The organism is Baekduia soli (genome assembly GCF_007970665.1).
Taxonomy (GTDB): Bacteria; Actinomycetota; Thermoleophilia; order Solirubrobacterales; family Solirubrobacteraceae; genus Baekduia; species Baekduia soli.
In genome coordinates this window covers 4,343,637-4,359,832 of record NZ_CP042430.1, presented here as the reverse complement: position 1 = coordinate 4,359,832, position 16,196 = coordinate 4,343,637, and the positions used below count along the sequence as shown (strand labels likewise).

Annotated in this window: 16 protein-coding genes and 1 pseudogene; 10 read left to right on the top strand and 7 right to left on the bottom strand. The window is 77.2% G+C overall.

The window, feature by feature from the left end; genetic code table 11:
- Positions 1–154 precede the first annotated feature (154 nt).
- Positions 155–637, top strand: coding sequence for a hypothetical protein (locus tag FSW04_RS27520; RefSeq protein WP_228430627.1), 483 nt, complete (start codon positions 155–157; stop codon positions 635–637).
- 38 nt (positions 638–675) lie between these two features.
- Here FSW04_RS27520 and FSW04_RS28745 read toward each other — a convergent pair.
- Positions 676–975: pseudogene (locus tag FSW04_RS28745) on the bottom strand (ferric reductase-like transmembrane domain-containing protein); the annotation flags it as partial.
- A 62-nt stretch (positions 976–1,037) separates the two neighbouring features.
- A complete protein-coding gene (locus tag FSW04_RS21125; RefSeq protein ID WP_146923928.1) occupies positions 1,038–1,961 on the bottom strand; it encodes an FAD:protein FMN transferase in 924 nt (307 codons plus the stop codon).
- A gap of 558 nt (positions 1,962–2,519) precedes the next feature.
- Here FSW04_RS21125 and FSW04_RS21115 point away from each other — a divergent pair.
- The 4 genes from FSW04_RS21115 (at position 2,520) to FSW04_RS21100 (ending at position 5,937) form a co-directional block, all read left to right on the top strand.
- Positions 2,520–2,984: a hypothetical protein gene (locus tag FSW04_RS21115; RefSeq protein WP_146922185.1), complete on the top strand. Its 465-nt coding sequence runs from the start codon at positions 2,520–2,522 to the stop codon at positions 2,982–2,984.
- Between the two features lie 85 nt (positions 2,985–3,069).
- The gene (locus tag FSW04_RS21110) at positions 3,070–3,816 is read left to right on the top strand and encodes a DUF2231 domain-containing protein (protein ID WP_146922184.1); all 747 of its coding nucleotides are present in this window, start codon (positions 3,070–3,072) and stop codon (positions 3,814–3,816) included.
- A 40-nt stretch (positions 3,817–3,856) separates the two neighbouring features.
- Entirely contained in the window at positions 3,857–4,522 is a 666-nt protein-coding gene (locus FSW04_RS21105; protein ID WP_146922183.1) for a response regulator transcription factor, read from the top strand.
- A complete protein-coding gene (locus FSW04_RS21100; RefSeq protein ID WP_146922182.1) occupies positions 4,519–5,937 on the top strand; it encodes a sensor histidine kinase in 1,419 nt (472 codons plus the stop codon). The genes FSW04_RS21105 and FSW04_RS21100 overlap by 4 nt, the downstream gene beginning before the upstream one ends.
- On the opposite strand, the gene FSW04_RS21095 is transcribed toward FSW04_RS21100, so the two are convergent.
- Positions 5,818–6,687, bottom strand: a complete 870-nt coding sequence (locus FSW04_RS21095; RefSeq protein ID WP_187368977.1) for a universal stress protein — start codon at positions 6,685–6,687, stop codon at positions 5,818–5,820. The two genes, FSW04_RS21100 and FSW04_RS21095, sit on opposite strands and share 120 nt — an antisense overlap.
- A gap of 311 nt (positions 6,688–6,998) precedes the next feature.
- On the opposite strand from FSW04_RS21095, the gene FSW04_RS21090 reads away from it, so the two are divergent.
- Complete coding sequence (locus FSW04_RS21090) at positions 6,999–8,984, top strand: hybrid sensor histidine kinase/response regulator (RefSeq protein WP_187368976.1); 1,986 nt, start codon at positions 6,999–7,001, stop codon at positions 8,982–8,984.
- On the opposite strand, the gene FSW04_RS21085 is transcribed toward FSW04_RS21090, so the two are convergent.
- Together FSW04_RS21085 and FSW04_RS21080 are read right to left on the bottom strand one after the other, a co-directional pair.
- Positions 8,942–9,667, bottom strand: coding sequence for a response regulator transcription factor (locus FSW04_RS21085; protein ID WP_228430626.1), 726 nt, complete (start codon positions 9,665–9,667; stop codon positions 8,942–8,944). The two genes, FSW04_RS21090 and FSW04_RS21085, sit on opposite strands and share 43 nt — an antisense overlap.
- A 262-nt stretch (positions 9,668–9,929) precedes the next feature.
- On the bottom strand, positions 9,930–10,121 hold the full coding sequence (locus tag FSW04_RS21080) for a hypothetical protein (RefSeq protein WP_146922178.1): 192 nt from the start codon (positions 10,119–10,121) through the stop codon (positions 9,930–9,932).
- Between the two features lie 251 nt (positions 10,122–10,372).
- Between FSW04_RS21080 and FSW04_RS21075 the strand changes: the two genes are divergently transcribed.
- A complete protein-coding gene (locus FSW04_RS21075; RefSeq protein ID WP_146923926.1) occupies positions 10,373–11,434 on the top strand; it encodes a zinc-binding dehydrogenase in 1,062 nt (353 codons plus the stop codon).
- A complete protein-coding gene (locus FSW04_RS21070; RefSeq protein ID WP_228430624.1) occupies positions 11,431–12,114 on the top strand; it encodes a DUF4389 domain-containing protein in 684 nt (227 codons plus the stop codon). Before FSW04_RS21075 ends, FSW04_RS21070 begins: the two co-directional genes overlap by 4 nt.
- 6 nt (positions 12,115–12,120) lie before the next feature.
- Here FSW04_RS21070 and FSW04_RS26460 read toward each other — a convergent pair whose 3' ends face one another.
- A complete protein-coding gene (locus FSW04_RS26460; protein WP_187368975.1) occupies positions 12,121–12,273 on the bottom strand; it encodes a hypothetical protein in 153 nt (50 codons plus the stop codon).
- A gap of 221 nt (positions 12,274–12,494) precedes the next feature.
- On the opposite strand from FSW04_RS26460, the gene FSW04_RS21065 reads away from it, so the two are divergent.
- Together FSW04_RS21065 and FSW04_RS26455 are read left to right on the top strand one after the other, a co-directional pair.
- Complete coding sequence (locus FSW04_RS21065) at positions 12,495–13,286, top strand: universal stress protein (protein ID WP_187368974.1); 792 nt, start codon at positions 12,495–12,497, stop codon at positions 13,284–13,286.
- Complete coding sequence (locus tag FSW04_RS26455) at positions 13,283–13,507, top strand: DUF1918 domain-containing protein (protein ID WP_228430623.1); 225 nt, start codon at positions 13,283–13,285, stop codon at positions 13,505–13,507. The genes FSW04_RS21065 and FSW04_RS26455 overlap by 4 nt, the downstream gene beginning before the upstream one ends.
- Before the next feature lie 12 nt (positions 13,508–13,519).
- Here the strand turns inward: FSW04_RS26455 and FSW04_RS21055 are convergent, their stop codons facing one another.
- Positions 13,520–16,174, bottom strand: a complete 2,655-nt coding sequence (locus FSW04_RS21055; protein ID WP_146922175.1) for a bifunctional acetate--CoA ligase family protein/GNAT family N-acetyltransferase — start codon at positions 16,172–16,174, stop codon at positions 13,520–13,522.
- Positions 16,175–16,196: the final 22 nt, after the last annotated feature.

Genomic DNA, 16,196 nt, shown 5'->3' with positions numbered 1-16,196 from the left:
GGCCCTGCGCCGAGCCGACGAGCGCCTGGATGCTCGTGTCCCGCAGGACCTCGATGCGGCCGCGGTAGCGGCCGGGGTCCGACGCCGGTCCAGCGTGACGGCGCTGCGGTCCATCTGCAGGCCGCCGCCGGGGAGCTGGTGGCCGCCGATCCTGATGCGCAGCCGGCCGCCCGGCGCGTGCGCCAGCCGCAGCTGCAGGTCGACGACGGCCACCCCGCCCGCGCTGAGGCCGCTGCGCAGCACGCCGCGCACGTCGGAGCTGAACGCGCGGGCCAGCGCGTCGGGGCGGGCCGGGGCGGCCGCCGGGCCCGCCGGCGCCGGCGTCGTCGCGGCGGAGGCGGCCGCGGCCGGGGAGCCGAACGCCGCCAGCACGCTCGCGGGCGTGCCCGCCCGGCGCGGCCACCCGTGCCCCAGCGGGCCGCCCGGCAGCCACACGACGAGGCCGAGGACGCCCAGCACGGCGGCGGCGCCGAAGCCCACGCGCGCGGGGCCGGGCGTCGCGGGGCGGGCCAGCCGCGCGCCGAGCGCGACGAGCGGCACCGCGACGCAGGCCAGCGTGAGCACCAGCATCCACGTCGCGCGCGTGTCCGAGCCCGTGCCCAGGCCGTGCAGCACCGCCAGCGGCCAGCAGGCGTAGGCCGCCCAGTGGACCGCGCGCCAGGCGCCGTACCCGAGGCGCCGGCGGACGAGGCTCGTGACGACGAGCGCCACGAGCACGTCGGAGGCCAGCGTGCCCAGGCCCATCCACAGCGGCCGGTAGTCGGTCGCGAACGGGACGAGCGCCGTGGCGATGCCGATGCGCGGGAACGGGTCCAGCAGCGTGGTGGCGATGTGGACGACGAGCAGGACGAGCGCGATCAGCGACAGGCTGCGGTGCAGCGCGGCGATCGCGAAGCGGGGGGTCGCCGGCGGCGTCCAGCGGCCGACCTCGGCGATCCCGAGCACGACGCTGGCGGTGAGGAGCACGAGCGTCATCGCGCCGGCGCCCCGCGTGGCGTACCACAGCGGTGAGGGACCCTGCGCGGCGGCGGCGATCATCACGCGGCCACGGGCTCGGCCGGCCATGCGCCGACGGCGCACGCCGCGCCCTCGCCGTCCACGAGGCGCGCGGGCAGGTCGTGCCGCGCCAGCCACGCCTCGGCGTCGCGCCCGAGGATGATCGCGGCCGTGCTGGCGATGTTGGCGTCCACGCAGGTGGCCGCCGCGACGGAGGCCGTGCGCCAGCACCCCGCGGCGGGCAGGCCCGTGGCCGGGTCGAGCACGTGGTGGCGGTCGCCGGCCCACCGGCGCACCGTCGTGCTCGACGTCGCCAGGCCGCCGGAGCGCACGCTCACGGTCTGCCCCGGTGCGCCGGGCCCCGCGCGGTGGTCGTCGGTCACCCGCACGGCCCATCCGCCGGGCGGCGGCCGCCCGGCGACGGCGAGGTCGCCGCCGAGGTTGACGACGACGCCGGCCTGCGGGGCGCATCGCGCGGCGGCCGCGGCGGCGCGGTCGGCCGCCAGGGCCTTGGCCGTCGCCCCGAGGTCGAGCAGCACGCCGCGCGGGACGGTCACCGTCGCCGACTCGGCGTCGAGGGCCACGGTCTGCCAGCCCGCGACGCGCACGGCCCGCAGGGGGCGCCGCGGCCCCGTCGGCAGGCGGACGAAGTCCTCATCGTAGCCGGCGAGCACGAGCGCGGCGCCGATGGTGGGGTCGACGAGGCCGCCGGTCAGCCGCGCGGCACGCAGCGCGGTCTCCAGGGCCTCCAGCAGCAGCGGCCCGACGTGCGTCGTGCGGCCGGCGCGCGCGTTGAGGCGGCTGAGCTCGGACCGCTCGTCGAAGCGGCTGCAGGCGGCGTCGATGGCCTCCAGCTCGTCGTGCACCGCCGAGCGCGCGGCCGCCAGGGCGCCGGGGTCGGTCACGGTGACGCTCGCCGTCGTGCCCAGCGCCGTCCACGTCGCAGTGGCCGACGCGGCGCTCATGACCCTCCGGAGACCTGCGGGGCCGGGGCCGGGGCGGGGGCGGGCGCCTGCGCCGCGGGGCCGGGGTCCGGGGGGACGGCGGCGGGAGGGGCCGCCGGCGGCTGCAGCGCCTCCGGCTGCCCGGCGATCGCCGGGACGTCCTGGGGCCCGGGCACCCGGACGGGGGCCGTCCGCCGTGCCTCCGCGGGGCGGCGCGGGCGCGCGGGGGCGGTGGCCGTCGCCGCGGCCGAGCTGCGGCGATGGCCCTTGAAGGCGTGCGCGGCCACGACGGACATCGCGGCGGTCAGGGACGCCGCCCCGGCGGTCGCGACCCAGGCCACGCGCCGGACGCGCCGGACCGCGGCATCGCGTGCCTGTGCAGTCGTCGACGATGGCGGCCTGGCGCCCACGCGCCCATGATGGCGCGCGCCGGGCAAAGATCCGGCAAAGGCGCGGGCGGACGGGCGGATGCGGCGCCGCGCCACGAAGCTTTGCCCGACCTTTGCCTCCCCTCGAACGCGGGTTGACGCGCGCCGGGCACCCTCGATGGCGACCCCCCCCGGCCCAAGGAGCTGTCCGATGGACCACCACCCCGTAGAGCACCACGCGGTGCACCGCCTCGTGTCCGAGATCGCCGCCCGCGCGACGATCGCCGTCGGCCTGGCGGGCATCGCGCTCATCCACCTGCTCGACTCGATCGGCAAGTGGTCGGAGACGCGCTACCTGTTCTGGATGTACGTCGCCCTCATGGCCGGCGCGCTGGTCACGGCCGGCGCCGTGCTGTTCAGCCGCCGCCGCGAGGCGTGGCTCGCCGCCGCGGCCGTCGCCGCCAGCGCGCTGGTCGGCTACGTCGTCAACCGCACCGTCGGCATGCCGGACGCCACCGGCGACATCGGCAACTGGACCGAGCCGCTCGGCCTCGCCTCGCTGTTCGTCGAGGCGACCGTCGTCGTCGTGAGCCTGATCGGCTTCGCCCTGCGCGCACCGCGCACGCTCGCCCTCGTGACGACGACCCCGTCGCGCGCGGACCTGCTCGCCGTCTAGCCGACGCGGAGCGCCGAGCGCCGGAGCGCCGAGGTCCAGAGCCTTTGCCCGCCCTTGACCTCGGCCTCGGCAGGCTGCCGGGCCGATGATCCACCTCTCCGAGCTGCACGGGGCGGCCACGCATCTGGCCGTCGTCGCGATCCCCCTGTTCGCGGTGCTCTACGCGCTGCGCCGCGCCGGCGTCGGGGGCGCCGTCGTCGTCCGCGCCGAGCTGTGGGCGCTGGGCGCCTGCGTCTTCGGCGTGGCCGCCGCGGGCGTCACCGGCCTGCTCGTCTGGGGCCAGGCGCAGACGACCCTGCGCGGCCAGGCCTTCCGCGAGGGCACCGCCCACTTCTGGATCGGGATCGGCATCGCCCTGCTCGTCGCCGTGCCCGCCGCCGCCCACGTCAAGGCCTGGCGGCGCGGCATGCGCCGCCCGCGCGCGCGGATCTTCGGCGCCGTCGCGGCCCTGGCCGTCCTCGGGGTCATCGTGCAGGGCTACCTCGGGGGCCGCATGACCTACGAGCACGGCGTGGGCATCGACCAGGGCGGCCAGTTCGCCCAGACCGCGATCGGCGCCGAGAAGCTCAACATCGAGCTGGCCTCGGGCCTGGCGCCCAAGGCCGCCGGCCAGGAGGCGTTCACCGCCCAGGGCCTGGGCTGCGCGCGCTGCCACGGCGACCTGGCCCAGGGCCAGCGCGGGCCCGCTCTGGCCGGCGGCGTCGAGCTCGAGAACTTCCGCGGCGTCCACGGCCACGGCCTGTTCCCGGCCGCCGTCGTGACCGACCGCGACTTCCAGGCCATCGACGCCTGGCTGCGCACGCTGCCGCGCACGGGCCGCCGCGGCGACTGAGGCTCGCGCGCTGGCCACCCTGCCGCCCTACGATCTGGTCGTGGCCCGTCTGCTCATCGTCGAGGATGACGAGGGGATCCGCGTCCCCCTGGCGCGCGCGCTGGAGCGCGAGGGCTACGCCGTGGACGGCTGCGCCGACGGCCGCGAGGCCGTCGCGCGCGGCACCGCGGAGGACCACGACCTCATCATCATCGACGTCGGGCTGCCGGGCCTCGACGGGCTGGAGGTCTGCCGGCGCATCCGCGCCGAGCGCCCCGGCGTGCCCATCGTCTTCCTCACCGCCCAGGACGGCGAGCTGGACATCGTCGACGGCCTGGACGCCGGCGCCGACGACTACATCACCAAGCCGTTCGGCGTCGCCGAGCTGCTCGCCCGGGTGCGCTCCCAGCTGCGGCGCACGACCGTCGACCGCGTCGAGGCAGGCGACATCCGGGTCGACGTCGCCTCGCGCCGGGCGTTCAAGGGCGACGAGGAGCTCGAGCTCTCGCCGAAGGAGTTCGACCTGCTCGCCCTGCTCGTGCGCGAGGCCGGGCGCGTGGTCACGCGCGAGCGGATCATGAGCGAGGTCTGGGACGAGAACTGGTTCGGCTCGACCAAGACGCTGGACATGCACGTCTCCTGGCTGCGCCGCAAGCTCGGCGAGGACGCCAATGACCCGCGCCACCTGCAGACGGTCCGCGGCGTGGGGCTCCGGCTCGAGCCGTGACCGTCCGCCGCCGGCTCACGACGTCGACCGCCCTCATCGCGCTGGCCGCCGTCGTGGTGCTCGGCCTCCCGCTCGGCGCGGTGGAGAGCGCCCGCGTCCGCTCGGACCGCACGGGGCGCCTGGAGCGCGAGGCCGACGCCGTGGCCGGCGTGCTCGAGGACCGCATCGAGCGCCACCAGACCCTCACCGCCGCGCAGCTGGCTCCGCTGGTCCACCGCGGACACCGCGTCACGGTGGTCGCCGGCGGCCGCACGGTGCAGGCCGGGGCGCGGCTGACGGGCACGGTCGTCACGGTGCGCTCCGGCGTGCTGCGCGCCGGGTCCATCACGGCCTCGGCCCCGGCGTCGGAGATCAGCGACCGCATCTGGCGCTCGTGGCTGCTCATCGCGGGCTTCGGCGTCGGCGGCATCCTCGTGGCCACGGGCCTGGCGGCCGTGCAGGCCCGCCGCCTGTCGCGGCCGCTGGAGAGCGTCGCGCGGACGTCGGCGCGGCTGGGCGAGGGCGACTTCTCCGTGCGCGCCGCGCGCTCCGGGGTGCCGGAGATCGACGCGATCGGGCAGGCGCTGGACACCAGCGCCGAGCGCATCGCCGAGCTCGTCGCGCGCGAGCGGGAGTTCTCGTCCAACGTCTCCCACCAGCTGCGCACGCCGCTGACGGCGCTGCGGCTGCGGCTCGAGGAGAGCGCGCGTGCCGGCGACGCCGAGGAGCTGCGCCTGGAGCTCGAGGCCGCGCTCGTGGAGGCCGACCGCCTTGAGCGGATGATCGCCGAGCTGCTGGCCTACTCCCGCTCGGCGACCAGCGGGCGCAAGGTGCCCGTCGCCCTCGACGCCGTCGTCGCCGAGCAGGGCGCCGCGTGGGCGGGGCTCTTCCGTCGCGCCGGGCGCCGGCTGACGCTGCGCGCCGGCGCGCCCGTGCGCGCGTTCGCCTCGCCCGGGACGGTCGGGCAGGTCCTGGACGTGCTGCTCGACAACGCGCTGGTCCACGGCGCCGGCGACGTCGTCGTCGAGGTCACCGCCGACGAGCGCCTGGCGACGATCGCGGTCCAGGACGGCGGGCCGGGCGTGCCCGAGGCCGACGCCGAGCGGATCTTCGACCGCGGGGCGACGCGCGCGGGCGGCACGGGCATCGGCCTGCACCTCGCGCGGGCGCTGGCGGCCGCCGACGGCGCCACGCTGCGGCTCGCCTCGCCGGCGCCGGCGCGCTTCGAGCTGCGTCTGCGCCGCCAGGACCCGGCGCGCCGCGATGGGGCGACGCGCCGTGGGGTGCTGCTGCCGTCGCTCCCGGCGCCCGTCGGGTCAGGCGACGGGCACGGCGGCGCCGCGGGGCACGACGAGCAGGGGGCACGGGGCTCGGTGCACCAGCCCCTCGGCGACGCTGCCCAGCAGCAGCCGCCGAACCGGGCCGCGGGCGCGTGAGCCGACGACGAGCAGGTCGGCCCGGCCGCCGGCCTGCGTGAGCGCCTGCGTCGCGAGGTCCTGGACGACCTCGGTCTCCACGGCCACGCGCTCGGAGAGCGCGGCGGCCACGACGTCCAGCCGCTCCTGGGCGCGGGCGATGCGGGCGGCGCGGAACGCCGGGTCGTCGGGGTAGGGCAGCTCGCTCGCCACGGGCGGGGGCGCCAGCGCGTGGACGAGCCGCACGCAGCCGTGCACCCGATGGGCGAGGTCGGCCGCGACCGCGACGGCCGCCTCGGCCTCGGCCGTCTCGTCCCAGCCCACGGCGATGCGCTCGGGCATCCCGTGGGTCTGTGCGGCGTAGCCCCGCGGGGCGACGAGCAGGGGGCACGGGGCGTCGCGCAGCAGCCCGAGCCCCACATCGCCGCGCACGCCGCGCGCGAAGCGCCCGAGGTGCGAGGCGCCGACGACGACCGCCAGCGCGCCGGTCTGCTGCGCGAGCTCCTCCAGGCCCGCGGGGACCCCGGCCGCGGGGTGCAGGACCATGTCGTAGGCGACGTCGCCGGGCACGTCGGCCGAGAGCCGGTCCAGCTCCTCGCGCTCGCGGGCGCGCGTCTCGCGCTCCGCGGCGTAGTCCTGGACGTCGCCGGTCGTGACGTGGATCCCGGCGATGAGCACCGGCGCGTCCTCGATGCGGGCCAGGACCGTGGCCAGCGCGACGACGTCGTGGGCCTCGTCGCCGTGGGCCGCGGCGAGCACCGGCCGGCTCATGACGCTCGCCCGGCGACGACGACGACGGCGGGGTGGGCGATGGCGACGGGCTCGGGCATCCGGGTCCTCTCGGCGGGGTCGGGGCGACGGGGGGATCGTCCCCCGGCACCGCGGCGGCGCCATCCGTAGCTTCCCGCAGCGCGGGCGGCTCAGACCACGGGGACGCGCGCGGGCGCCAGCAGCACGCCCACGGACGTCCCGGCCGCCCCCGGCGGCGACGGACGTCCGGAGGGACCGCGTTGTCGGAGCGTCGTCCGGCGCGTGCGCGCCGGGCGACGTCGGCCCGCCGTCGCTGCGAGGATCCTCCCGACGTGTCCGCCGGGCTCTCCCTCGACCACCTCCTGGACCTCATCCCCGACGCGGTCATCCTGTGCGAGCTGGTCCCGGGGACGCTGGAGGGCCCGATCGCGTTCTGGAGCAAGGGCGCTGAGCGGACGTACGGCTACGCCGCGACCGACGCGCTGGGGCGGCTGCCGCGCGACCTGCTCAAGACCTCCTACGACACCGACCTGGAGCGCATCCGCGCCGAGCTGCACCGCGAGGGCGCGTGGACCGGCATCGTGCACCACACCGCGCGCGACGGCCGCCGCCTGCCGGTGGAGTGCCGCCTGGTCGTCGAGCGCGACGAGGCCGGCACGCCCGTGGGCGTCCTGGCCATCGCCCGCGACCTGAGCGAAGAGCAGCGGGTCGCGGCCCAGAACGCGTCGCTGCACCGGATGGTCGGCCTGTCGCTGGACGCCATCTTCGCCCGCGACGCCACGCGCCGCATCACGTTCTGGAACCAGGGCGCCCAGCGGATGCTCGGCTACACGGCGCAGGAGGCGGTCGGCCGCGAGCCCGGCGAGCTGCTGCGCACCCGCTACCCGATCCCGCTGGAGGAGATCGAGCGGATCGCCGGCGAGACCGGCGGCTGGGAGGGCGACCTCGTGCAGCGCACGAAGGACGGGCGCCTGCTCACGGTCGAGAGCCGCTGGGCCGCCGAGTACGCCGACGACGGCGGCCTCGTCGGGATCCTGGAGGTCAACCGCGACATCACCGCGCGGCTGCGCGCCGAGGCGATGGCCGAGCGCGAGCGCCTGCACGCGGCGCTGCAGCGCTCCCGCCGGCTCGAGAGCCTCGGCCAGCTGTCGGGCGGCATCGCCCACGACTTCAACAACCTGCTGGCCGTCATCCTCAACTACAGCGCGTTCGTGGCCGAGGACATCTCGGCCGACGGGGTGCCCGCCGCCGGCACCGACCGCGCCGCGCGCATCGTCGCCGACCTGGCGGAGATCCGCGACGCCGCGGTGCGCGCGGGGCGCCTGACCCGCCAGCTGCTGACCTTCGCCCGCCAGGACCCGGCCGACACCACGGTGCTCGACGTCGGCGACGTCGTGCGGGGCCTGCAGGAGCTGCTGCGGCGCACGCTCGGCGAGCACGTCCTGCTGGCCGTCGACCTCGCCGCCGCGCTGCCGACCGTCGAGGCCGACCACGGCCAGATCGAGCAGATCCTCGTCAACCTGGCCGTCAACGCCCGCGACGCCATGCCCGACGGCGGCACGGTGACCATCACCACGCGGCTCGTCCAGCACGACGGCGACCCGCCGGGCGCCGCCGACGCGCTGGAGCCCGGCGCCTACGTCGCGATCATCGTCGCCGACACCGGCCAGGGAATGCCCGACGAGGTCCTGGAGCGCGCGCTGGAGCCCTTCTTCACCACCAAGCCCAAGGGCCAGGGCACCGGGCTGGGGCTGGCCACCGTCTACGGGATCGCGTCGCGCAGCGGCGGGCGCGTGGCGATCGACAGCACGCCGGGTCACGGGACGCGCGTCACCGTCCTGCTGCCGGCCAGCGCGGAGGCCGCCACGCCCGTGCCCGGGCCCGTGCCCGAGAGCGCGGGCGGCGTGGGGACGATCCTGCTCGTGGAGGACGAGGCCGCCCTGCGGGCGCTGGCCGAGCGCGTCCTGCGTCGCGCGGGCTACCACGTGCTGGCGGCCGGAGGCGGCGAGGAGGCGCTGGCGCTCGCCGGCGGCCACGCCGGCACGATCGACCTCCTGCTCACCGACGTCGTCATGCCCGGCATGCTCGGCCTCGAGCTGGCCCGCAAGCTCACGGGGGCGCACGCCGGCCTGCCCGTCGTCTTCATGTCGGGCTACGCGTGCGACGCGTCGGGCGCGCCGCACGCGATCGACCCCGCCGCGCTGCTGGAGAAGCCGTTCACCCCGCCCGCGCTGCTCGAGCACGTGCGCCGGGCGCTGGCCGCCCGGGGCGGCTCTCAGCCGCCGGGCTCCCCGGCCCGCGGGGCGTCGAAGCGGTAGCCCAGGCCGCGGACGGTCATCACGACGTCGGGCGGCATGCCCGCGGCCTCGAGCTTGATCCGCAGGCGGCGCACGTGCTCGGTGACCGTCGCCGGCGTCTGCCACGCCGTGGAGGAGTCCCACACCTCGCGCAGGAGCTGCTCCCGCGTGCGCACGCGGCGCCCCGCGGCCATGAGCGCGGCGAGCAGGTCGAGCTCGCGGTTGGTGAGGTCGAGGACCTGGTCGTCGACGAACGCCTCGCGCGTGGCGCGGTCCAGGCGCAGCGGGCCGACCTGCAGCGTGTCGGCGGCGCCGCCGCGGCGGCGCAGCAGCGCCCCGACACGGGCCGCGAGCTCGCGCGGGAAGAACGGCTTGACGAGGTAGTCGTCGGCGCCGAGCTCGAAGCCCAGGACGCGGTCCCCCTCCGAGCCGCGCCCGGTCAGCAGCAGCACGGGCACCTCGGCGCCGGCCACGCGCAGCTCGCGCAGCAGGTCGATCCCGCTGTCGCCGCCGAGCTCGATGTCGAGGACGACGGCGTCCACCCGGCCGGCCTCCAGGGCGCGGCGGCCGCTGTCCAGCCCAGCGGCGCCGTCGACGTGGTAGCCGTGGGGCTGCAGTGCCCGCGCCACGATGCCGCGCATCTGCGCGTCGTCGTCGACGACGAGGATCCGTCGGCCGGGATCGTGCACGCGCGGGACGGACACGACGCAAGTATCGACGCTGTGGCGGCGCTGAGGGAGCGCTGATCGCCGTTGATCACCTTCGGGGTCGGACCTGAGGATGGCCGCCGCGCCGGCGCGGTCGATCAGCGGGTGCCCCGCGCCGGCGCGCAGGGTCACCGGGTGCCGTCGGCGGCCCGGAACGGCTCGGCCAGGACGGCGTCGCCTGTGCTCGGCGTCCGGGGTGGCGAAGCGGTCGGGCGCCAGGACGGCGACCGGCGGGGATCTGCGCCCGCTCCGCCGAAGCTCAAGGTTCGCTCGAGGCGCCATCGGCGCCGGGCCCGTGCAGTCCCGCGAAGCATGAGCCGTGGAAGCGGCGGCCCTGCTCGTGCTCCAGGGACGGGTCGGCCGCGACGGACGTGGTGCGGGCTCCGCCGTCGGTCAGCAGGATCGCGGGCTCGTAGACGCCGATGACCTCGCCGCAGTGATCGCAGCGCATCGCGTGAGGACCTCCATGGGACACGGCGGCCCACGATGGCAGCGGCGCCGGCGCCCGGCGACCGTGCGCGCCCGCGCCTCGCGTGCGGGGAACTACGGCCCCGGGGCGGGCGCCGCGCCCTCGCAAGACCGCCGGTTGTTGCGGATGGCGGCGCGCGACGGCGCGTCTAGGTTCGCCCCATGGGCGTTCAGATGACCCCGGAGATGCAGCGCGACGCGGCGACCGGACCGGCCGCAGGGCTGCCCGACACGATGCGCGCCGCGGTGTTCCGCGGCCGCGAGCGCATCCGCCTGGAGGAGGTGCGCGTCCCGGCCTGCGGGCCGACGGACGCCATCGTGCGGATCTCGCTGACGACGATCTGCGGCACCGACGTGCACATCTGGCGCGAGGAGTACCCCGTCGCCACGGGAACGATCATCGGCCACGAGCCCGTCGGCGTCATCGCCGCGATCGGCTCGGCGCTGAGCGGCTACGCCGTGGGCGACCGCGTCCTGGTCGGCGCGATCACGCCGTGCGGCAGCTGCTTCTACTGCCAGAACCACACCGAGGCGCAGTGCTCCGGCCACGAGGACCAGTGGGAGATGATCGGCGGCTGGCGCCTGGGCAACTCGATCGACGGCGTCCAGGCCGAGTACGTCCGCGTGCCCTACGCCCAGGCCAACCTGGCGAAGATCCCCGACGACCTCAGCGACGAGCAGTGCGTGCTCCTGGCCGACATCGCCTCGACGGGCATCTCGGCCGCCGAGACCGCCGAGGTGCAGATCGGCCAGACCGTGGCCGTGTTCGCCCAGGGCCCGATCGGGCTGTGCGCGACGGCCGGCGCCCACCTCAAGGGCGCGGCGCTCATCATCGGCATCGACGCGCTGGAGAACCGGCTGCACCTGTCGCGTGCGATGGGCGCCGACGAGGTCGTCGACTTCACGCAGGAGGACCCCGTGGCGGCCATCCGCCGCCTGACCGGCGGGCGCGGCGTCGACGTGGCCATCGAGGCCCTGGGCAAGCAGGAGACGTTCCAGTGGGCGGTCGAGGCGACGCGCCCGGGCGGGACGGTCTCCAGCCTCGGGGTCTACGGCGGCAAGCTCGAGATCCCCGTCGAGCCGTTCATCTACGGCATCGGCGACAAGCGGATCCTCACGACGCTGTGCCCGGGCGGCAAGGAGCGGATGCGCAAGCTCATGGAGCTCGTGCGCCACGGGCGCCTGGACCTCGGTCCGCTCATCACCCACAGCTTCCCGCTCGACGGCATCGAGGAGGCCTACGAGCTGTTCGGCAACCAGCGCGACGGCGTCGTCAAGGTGGCGATCCGGCCGTGAGCGCGATCGAGCCCGGGGCGGGCGCGCCCGCCGGCCCCGCCGGCCCCGCCGGTCCCGGCGACCCTTCCGGAGTCACGCTGGCGATCGACTACCCGGACCGGCCGCTGAACCGGCTGAGCACCGCTCTGCGGCTGTTCGCCGCGATCCCGATCTTGGTCGTGCTGTGCTCCATCTCCGGTGAGACGTTCGGGTCGGCCGGCAACAACGGCGGATCGGGCTTCGCGGCCGCCGGCGGCCTGCTCGTCCTGGGCCCGCTGGTCATGCTGGTCTTCCGCGGGCGCTATCCGGGCTGGTGGTTCGCCTGGAACCTCGAGTTCGCGCGCTTCTCGACGCGCGTCGGCGCCTACCTCGCGCTCATGGACGACCGCTACCCCTCCACGGAGGACGAGCAATCGGTCCACCTCGACATCGCCGACCCGGGCCGCACGCCGCGGCTGAGCCGCTGGCTCCCGCTGGTCAAGTGGCTGCTGGCCATCCCGCACTACATCGTCCTCTTCTTCCTGTGGATCGGCGCCGTGGTCGCGGTGATCGCGGCGTGGTTCGCGATCCTCGTCACGGGGCGCTACCCGCGTGGCCTGTTCACCTACGTCGAGGGCGTCATCCGCTGGCAGCTGCGCGTCGTGGCCTACGCCGCGATCCTGACCACGGACGCCTACCCGCCGTTCCGCCTGGCGCCCTGAGGGCGCTCAGCCCGAGCGGCGGGCGTGGCCGCCGCCGAGGTCCAGGGCGATCGCGAGGATGAGCGTGGCCGCCCAGGCGTTGACCGGCGCGGCGTGCAGGGGCTCGTGGCCGCCGACGTTGTTGGCGATGAGCCAGATCACGAACCACAGCAGCGTCACGCGGGGCCTCCGGGGCGGGGTCGGGCCGCCGATGATCGCGTCCCGGGCCCGCCGTGCCATCGGTGCCGCAACCGGGCCCCGCGTGGAGAACTACGGAGGCGGGCTGCGCGCGCCGGGACGTCCGGGCCGGCGGTCCCCGCGGGGCGCTACGGATGTGGCGGGGCGACCGCTCGGCCATGCTCGGCGGTCAGGAACGCACCACGCCCCGGAGGGAGCACACCATGCACCGCACGATCATCGTCGCCGCATCGGAGGGCCGCTCGCTGCGCGACGCGTTCATGCTCGGCACGGCGCTCGCGTGGCCGCGCGGCGCCGAGCTCGTCCTGACCCGCGTGGACATCGGACCCGCCCGGCCGGTCGACGACCTCCAGGTCCTCATCGCCTCCGCGCCCGCCGGCGTCATCGCGCGGGCCGAATCCGTCGGCGCGGGCTCGATCGTCGACGGCCTGCACCACGCCGTGACCGGTGCGCATGCCGAGCTGCTCGTCCTCGGCTCGACCCACCTGTCGGCCGTCGGCCGCGCCGCGCGGGGCGACGTCGCCCTGGGCGCTGTGCGCGACGCCGCGTGCGCGGTCGCCGTCGCGCCGGCGGGCTACGCCGAGCGGGCGTCGGCGGGCCTGCGCCGGATCGCCGTGGCCCACGACGGCGGCCCCGAGGCCGACGAGGCCTTCGCCTGGGCCGTCGGGCTCGCCGAGCGCACGGGCGGCTCGGTGCAGCTCATCCACGTGCTCTCGCCGGCCGAGGACGAGAGCGACGTCCGCGCCGGCCTTCGGGCCCGGTGCGACGACGTGCGCCCGCGCGTGCCCGCCATCTACGACGTGCGCCGCGGCGAGCCCGCCGCGTCCCTGGCCGGCGGCGCCGAGCTCGACCTGCTCGTGCTGGGCTCGCACGCCCGCGGCCCGCTGGCGCGCCTGGCGCTCGGCAGCGTGTCGTCGGCCGTGCTGCGCCACGCGGCCTGCCCGGTGGTCGTCCTGCCCCGCGGCGTGCACGCCGCCCTGGAGCCGGTCGCGTGAGGGCGCGGTCCGGGGTCCGTACCGGGGACCGCCTGGAGGTCCGGGGCCTGCCGGGATCCGCGTCGCGCCACGGGATGATCCTCGAGGTGCTCGGCGAGGGCGCCCACGAGCACTACCGCGTCCGCTGGGACGAGGAGCACGAGTCGTTGTTCTTCCCCGGCAGCGGCGAGGGCCTGCACATCGTGCACCCGCCGCGCCGGCGCTCCGCCCGCGGCAAGTAGGCGCGGACCGGCCTAGGCGGGCGCGACCAGCCGCACCCGCAGGTCCAGCCCCAGCGCGCCCCGCGGCGTGGCCAGCAGCGGGTTGCACTCGGCCTCGGCGATCTCGGGCCGGTCGGCCACGAGGGCGCCGAAGCGGCGCAGGACGTCCTCGACGGCGGAGATCCTGGCCTGCGGGGCGCCGCGCCAGCCGCGCAGGAGCGGGAAGCAGCGCAGCTCGCGCAGCATCGCCGCGGCGCCGTGGCGGCCGATGGGCGCCAGCCGGACCTGCACGTCGCCCCACAGCTCGGCGGTCGTGCCGCCCGCGCCGCAGGCCACGACCGGCCCGAAGGATGGGTGGCCCATCGCGCCGACGAGCAGCTCGACGCCCTGTCCGGCCATCCGCTGGACCAGGAAGCCCGTGACACCGGGGCCCAGCTGCGCGGCCAGCCCGGCCGCCGCGCGCCGGGCGGCGGCCGGGGTGCGCAGGCCCAGGCGCACCGCGCCCTGCTCCGTCTTGTGGACGAGCCCGGGCGCGATCGCCTTGACCGCGATGGGCGTGCCGAGCCGCCCGGCCGCCTCGGCCACCGCGGCGGGGTCGGCGGCCATCTCGGAGGCGACGAGCGGGATGCCGTAGGCCGCGGCCAGCTGCGCGGTGAGGTCGGGGGCGAGCCAGCCGCCGCCGCGCTGCAGGCCCCGCGCCACGACGGCGGCGCCCGCGGCGCGGTCGATCCGCGCCGGCCGCTCGGCCGGGTCCTCGCGGCGCCCGAGCCAGCGCGCGTGGCGGGCGACGTGGCCCAGCGCCCGCGCGGCGTCTTCGGGCGTGCCGAGCACGGCGAGGTGCGCGGAGAGCTCGGCGGGCACCGACTGGGCCAGCGGCACCGCGACCACCGGCACCCCGACCTCGCCGGCCAGCGCCCCGATCGTCTCCATCGTGTCGTCAAGGCGCCCGGCCAGCGGCGGGATGTGGATCGCCACGACGGCGTCGACGCCGGGGTCGGCGGCCACGGCGCGCAGCGCGTCGGCGTACTGGGCGGGGGAGGCGTCGGCGAGCACGTCGACCGGATTGGCCACCGCGGCCGACGCGCGGACCTCGCGCAGCCGCGCCCGGGTCGCGGGCCGCAGCCCCGGCAGCGTCACGCCGGCGTTCTGGGCGGCGTCCGCGCAGGCGATGCCGCCGCCGCCGGCGTTCGTCAGGACGCCGATCCCCGGGCCCGCGGGGATGTCGGCGCGGTCGAGCACGGTGGCGACGTCGAGCAGCTCGGCGATCGTGTCGACGCGGATGACGCCCGCGTCGGACAGCAGCGCGTCGGCCAGCGCATCGGAGCCCTCCACGAGCGCGCCGGTGTGCGAGGCGGCCGCGCGCCGGCCCGCGGCCGACCGGCCCGCCTTGACGGCGATGACCGGCTTGACGGCCGACACCTGCCGGGCGATCTCGGCGAACGCCCGCGGGTTGCCGAACGACTCGAGGTAGAGCGCGATGACGCGCGTGCCCGGGTCGTCGGCCCAGAAGCGCAGGAGGTCGTTGCTCGAGACGTCGGCGCGGTCGCCGAGCGACACGAAGCTCGACAGCCCGACGCCACGGCGCGTCGCGAGGTCCATGGCCACGAGCCCGACGGCGCCGCTCTGGGAGGCCAGCGCGATGCCGCCCGCCGGCACGCGCTGAGGCGCGAACGTGGCGTTCAGCGCGACGGCGGGGTCGGTGTTGACGACCCCGAGGCAGTTGGGGCCGACGAGCCGCATCCCGGCGGCGCGGCAGACGTCGAGCAGGCGCGCCTGGCGGCGCCGGCCGTCGCGCCCGGACTCCCCGAAGCCCGCGCTGGTGACCACGAGGGCGCGCACGCCGGCCCGGGCGCACTGCGTCGCCACGCCGACGACCGCGGCGGCGGGGACCGCCACGACGGCCAGTTCGACGCCGGGCGGCAGCTCGGCGGCGGTCGCCACGGCCGGGATCCCCGAGACCTCCTCGGCGTGCGGGTGCACGACGTGCAGCGCCCCCGTGAAGCCGCCGGCCAGCAGGTTGCGCAGGATCTCGCCGCCGACCGACCCGCGGCGCTCGGAGGCGCCGACGACGGCCAGCGACGCCGGGCGCAGCACGTGGTCCAGGCCCGCGACGGCGGCGCGGCGGTGGCGCTGCTCGAACGCCCGGGCGATCTCCGGGCTGACGCCCGCGGGGATCTCGACGTGCAGCCGCCCGGCCTCGGCCACGACCGACACCGGGAGCCCGGCGTCCTCGAAGACCTTGACCATGCGGTGGTTGGAGGGATGGACGTCGGCGGTCAGCGTGGTCAGGCCCAGCACGCCGGCGTCGGCGACGAGCCGCTCGAGCAGGACGGTGGCCAGGCCGCGCTGCTGCCAGTCGTCGGCGATCGCGAAGGCCAGCTCCGCGGTCCCCGGGCCGCTGGGCACCAGGCAGGCGTGCCCGACGACCTCGGGCCCGGCGGAGGCCAGCAGGCCGCGGATGTCGGGGGCGACCAGGCGCCGGGCCGCCTCGTGCAGGTCGACGCCGGCCGAGAGGAAGCGCATGAGGCGGCTGTCGGCCGACAGGTCCTCGTGGAAGCGCTCGAGCGCGGGGGCGTCGGCGGGCACCGTGACGCGGACGTCGACCGCCGAGCCGTCGATGAGGAGGGCCGGGCCGGCGTCGAGCAGCGGCCCGCCGGCAGGGGCGGGCGCAGCGGTGGTGGTGCGCATCGCCGGACCGTACGACGCGGGT

What these genes read in the sequence shown, in the direction of transcription:
- FSW04_RS27520 (WP_228430627.1), top strand. Translation starts at nt 155, where the DNA reads ATGCGCAGCCGGCCGCCCGGCGCGTGCGCCAGCCGCAGCTGCAGGTCG.
- FSW04_RS21125 (WP_146923928.1), bottom strand. Translation starts at nt 1,961, where the DNA reads ATGAGCGCCGCGTCGGCCACTGCGACGTGGACGGCGCTGGGCACGACG.
- FSW04_RS21115 (WP_146922185.1), top strand. Translation starts at nt 2,520, where the DNA reads ATGGACCACCACCCCGTAGAGCACCACGCGGTGCACCGCCTCGTGTCC.
- FSW04_RS21110 (WP_146922184.1), top strand. Translation starts at nt 3,070, where the DNA reads ATGATCCACCTCTCCGAGCTGCACGGGGCGGCCACGCATCTGGCCGTC.
- FSW04_RS21095 (WP_187368977.1), bottom strand. Translation starts at nt 6,687, where the DNA reads ATGAGCCGGCCGGTGCTCGCCGCGGCCCACGGCGACGAGGCCCACGAC.
- FSW04_RS21080 (WP_146922178.1), bottom strand. Translation starts at nt 10,121, where the DNA reads ATGCGCTGCGATCACTGCGGCGAGGTCATCGGCGTCTACGAGCCCGCG.
- FSW04_RS21075 (WP_146923926.1), top strand. Translation starts at nt 10,373, where the DNA reads ATGCGCGCCGCGGTGTTCCGCGGCCGCGAGCGCATCCGCCTGGAGGAG.
- FSW04_RS21065 (WP_187368974.1), top strand. Translation starts at nt 12,495, where the DNA reads ATGCACCGCACGATCATCGTCGCCGCATCGGAGGGCCGCTCGCTGCGC.
- FSW04_RS21055 (WP_146922175.1), bottom strand. Translation starts at nt 16,174, where the DNA reads ATGCGCACCACCACCGCTGCGCCCGCCCCTGCCGGCGGGCCGCTGCTC.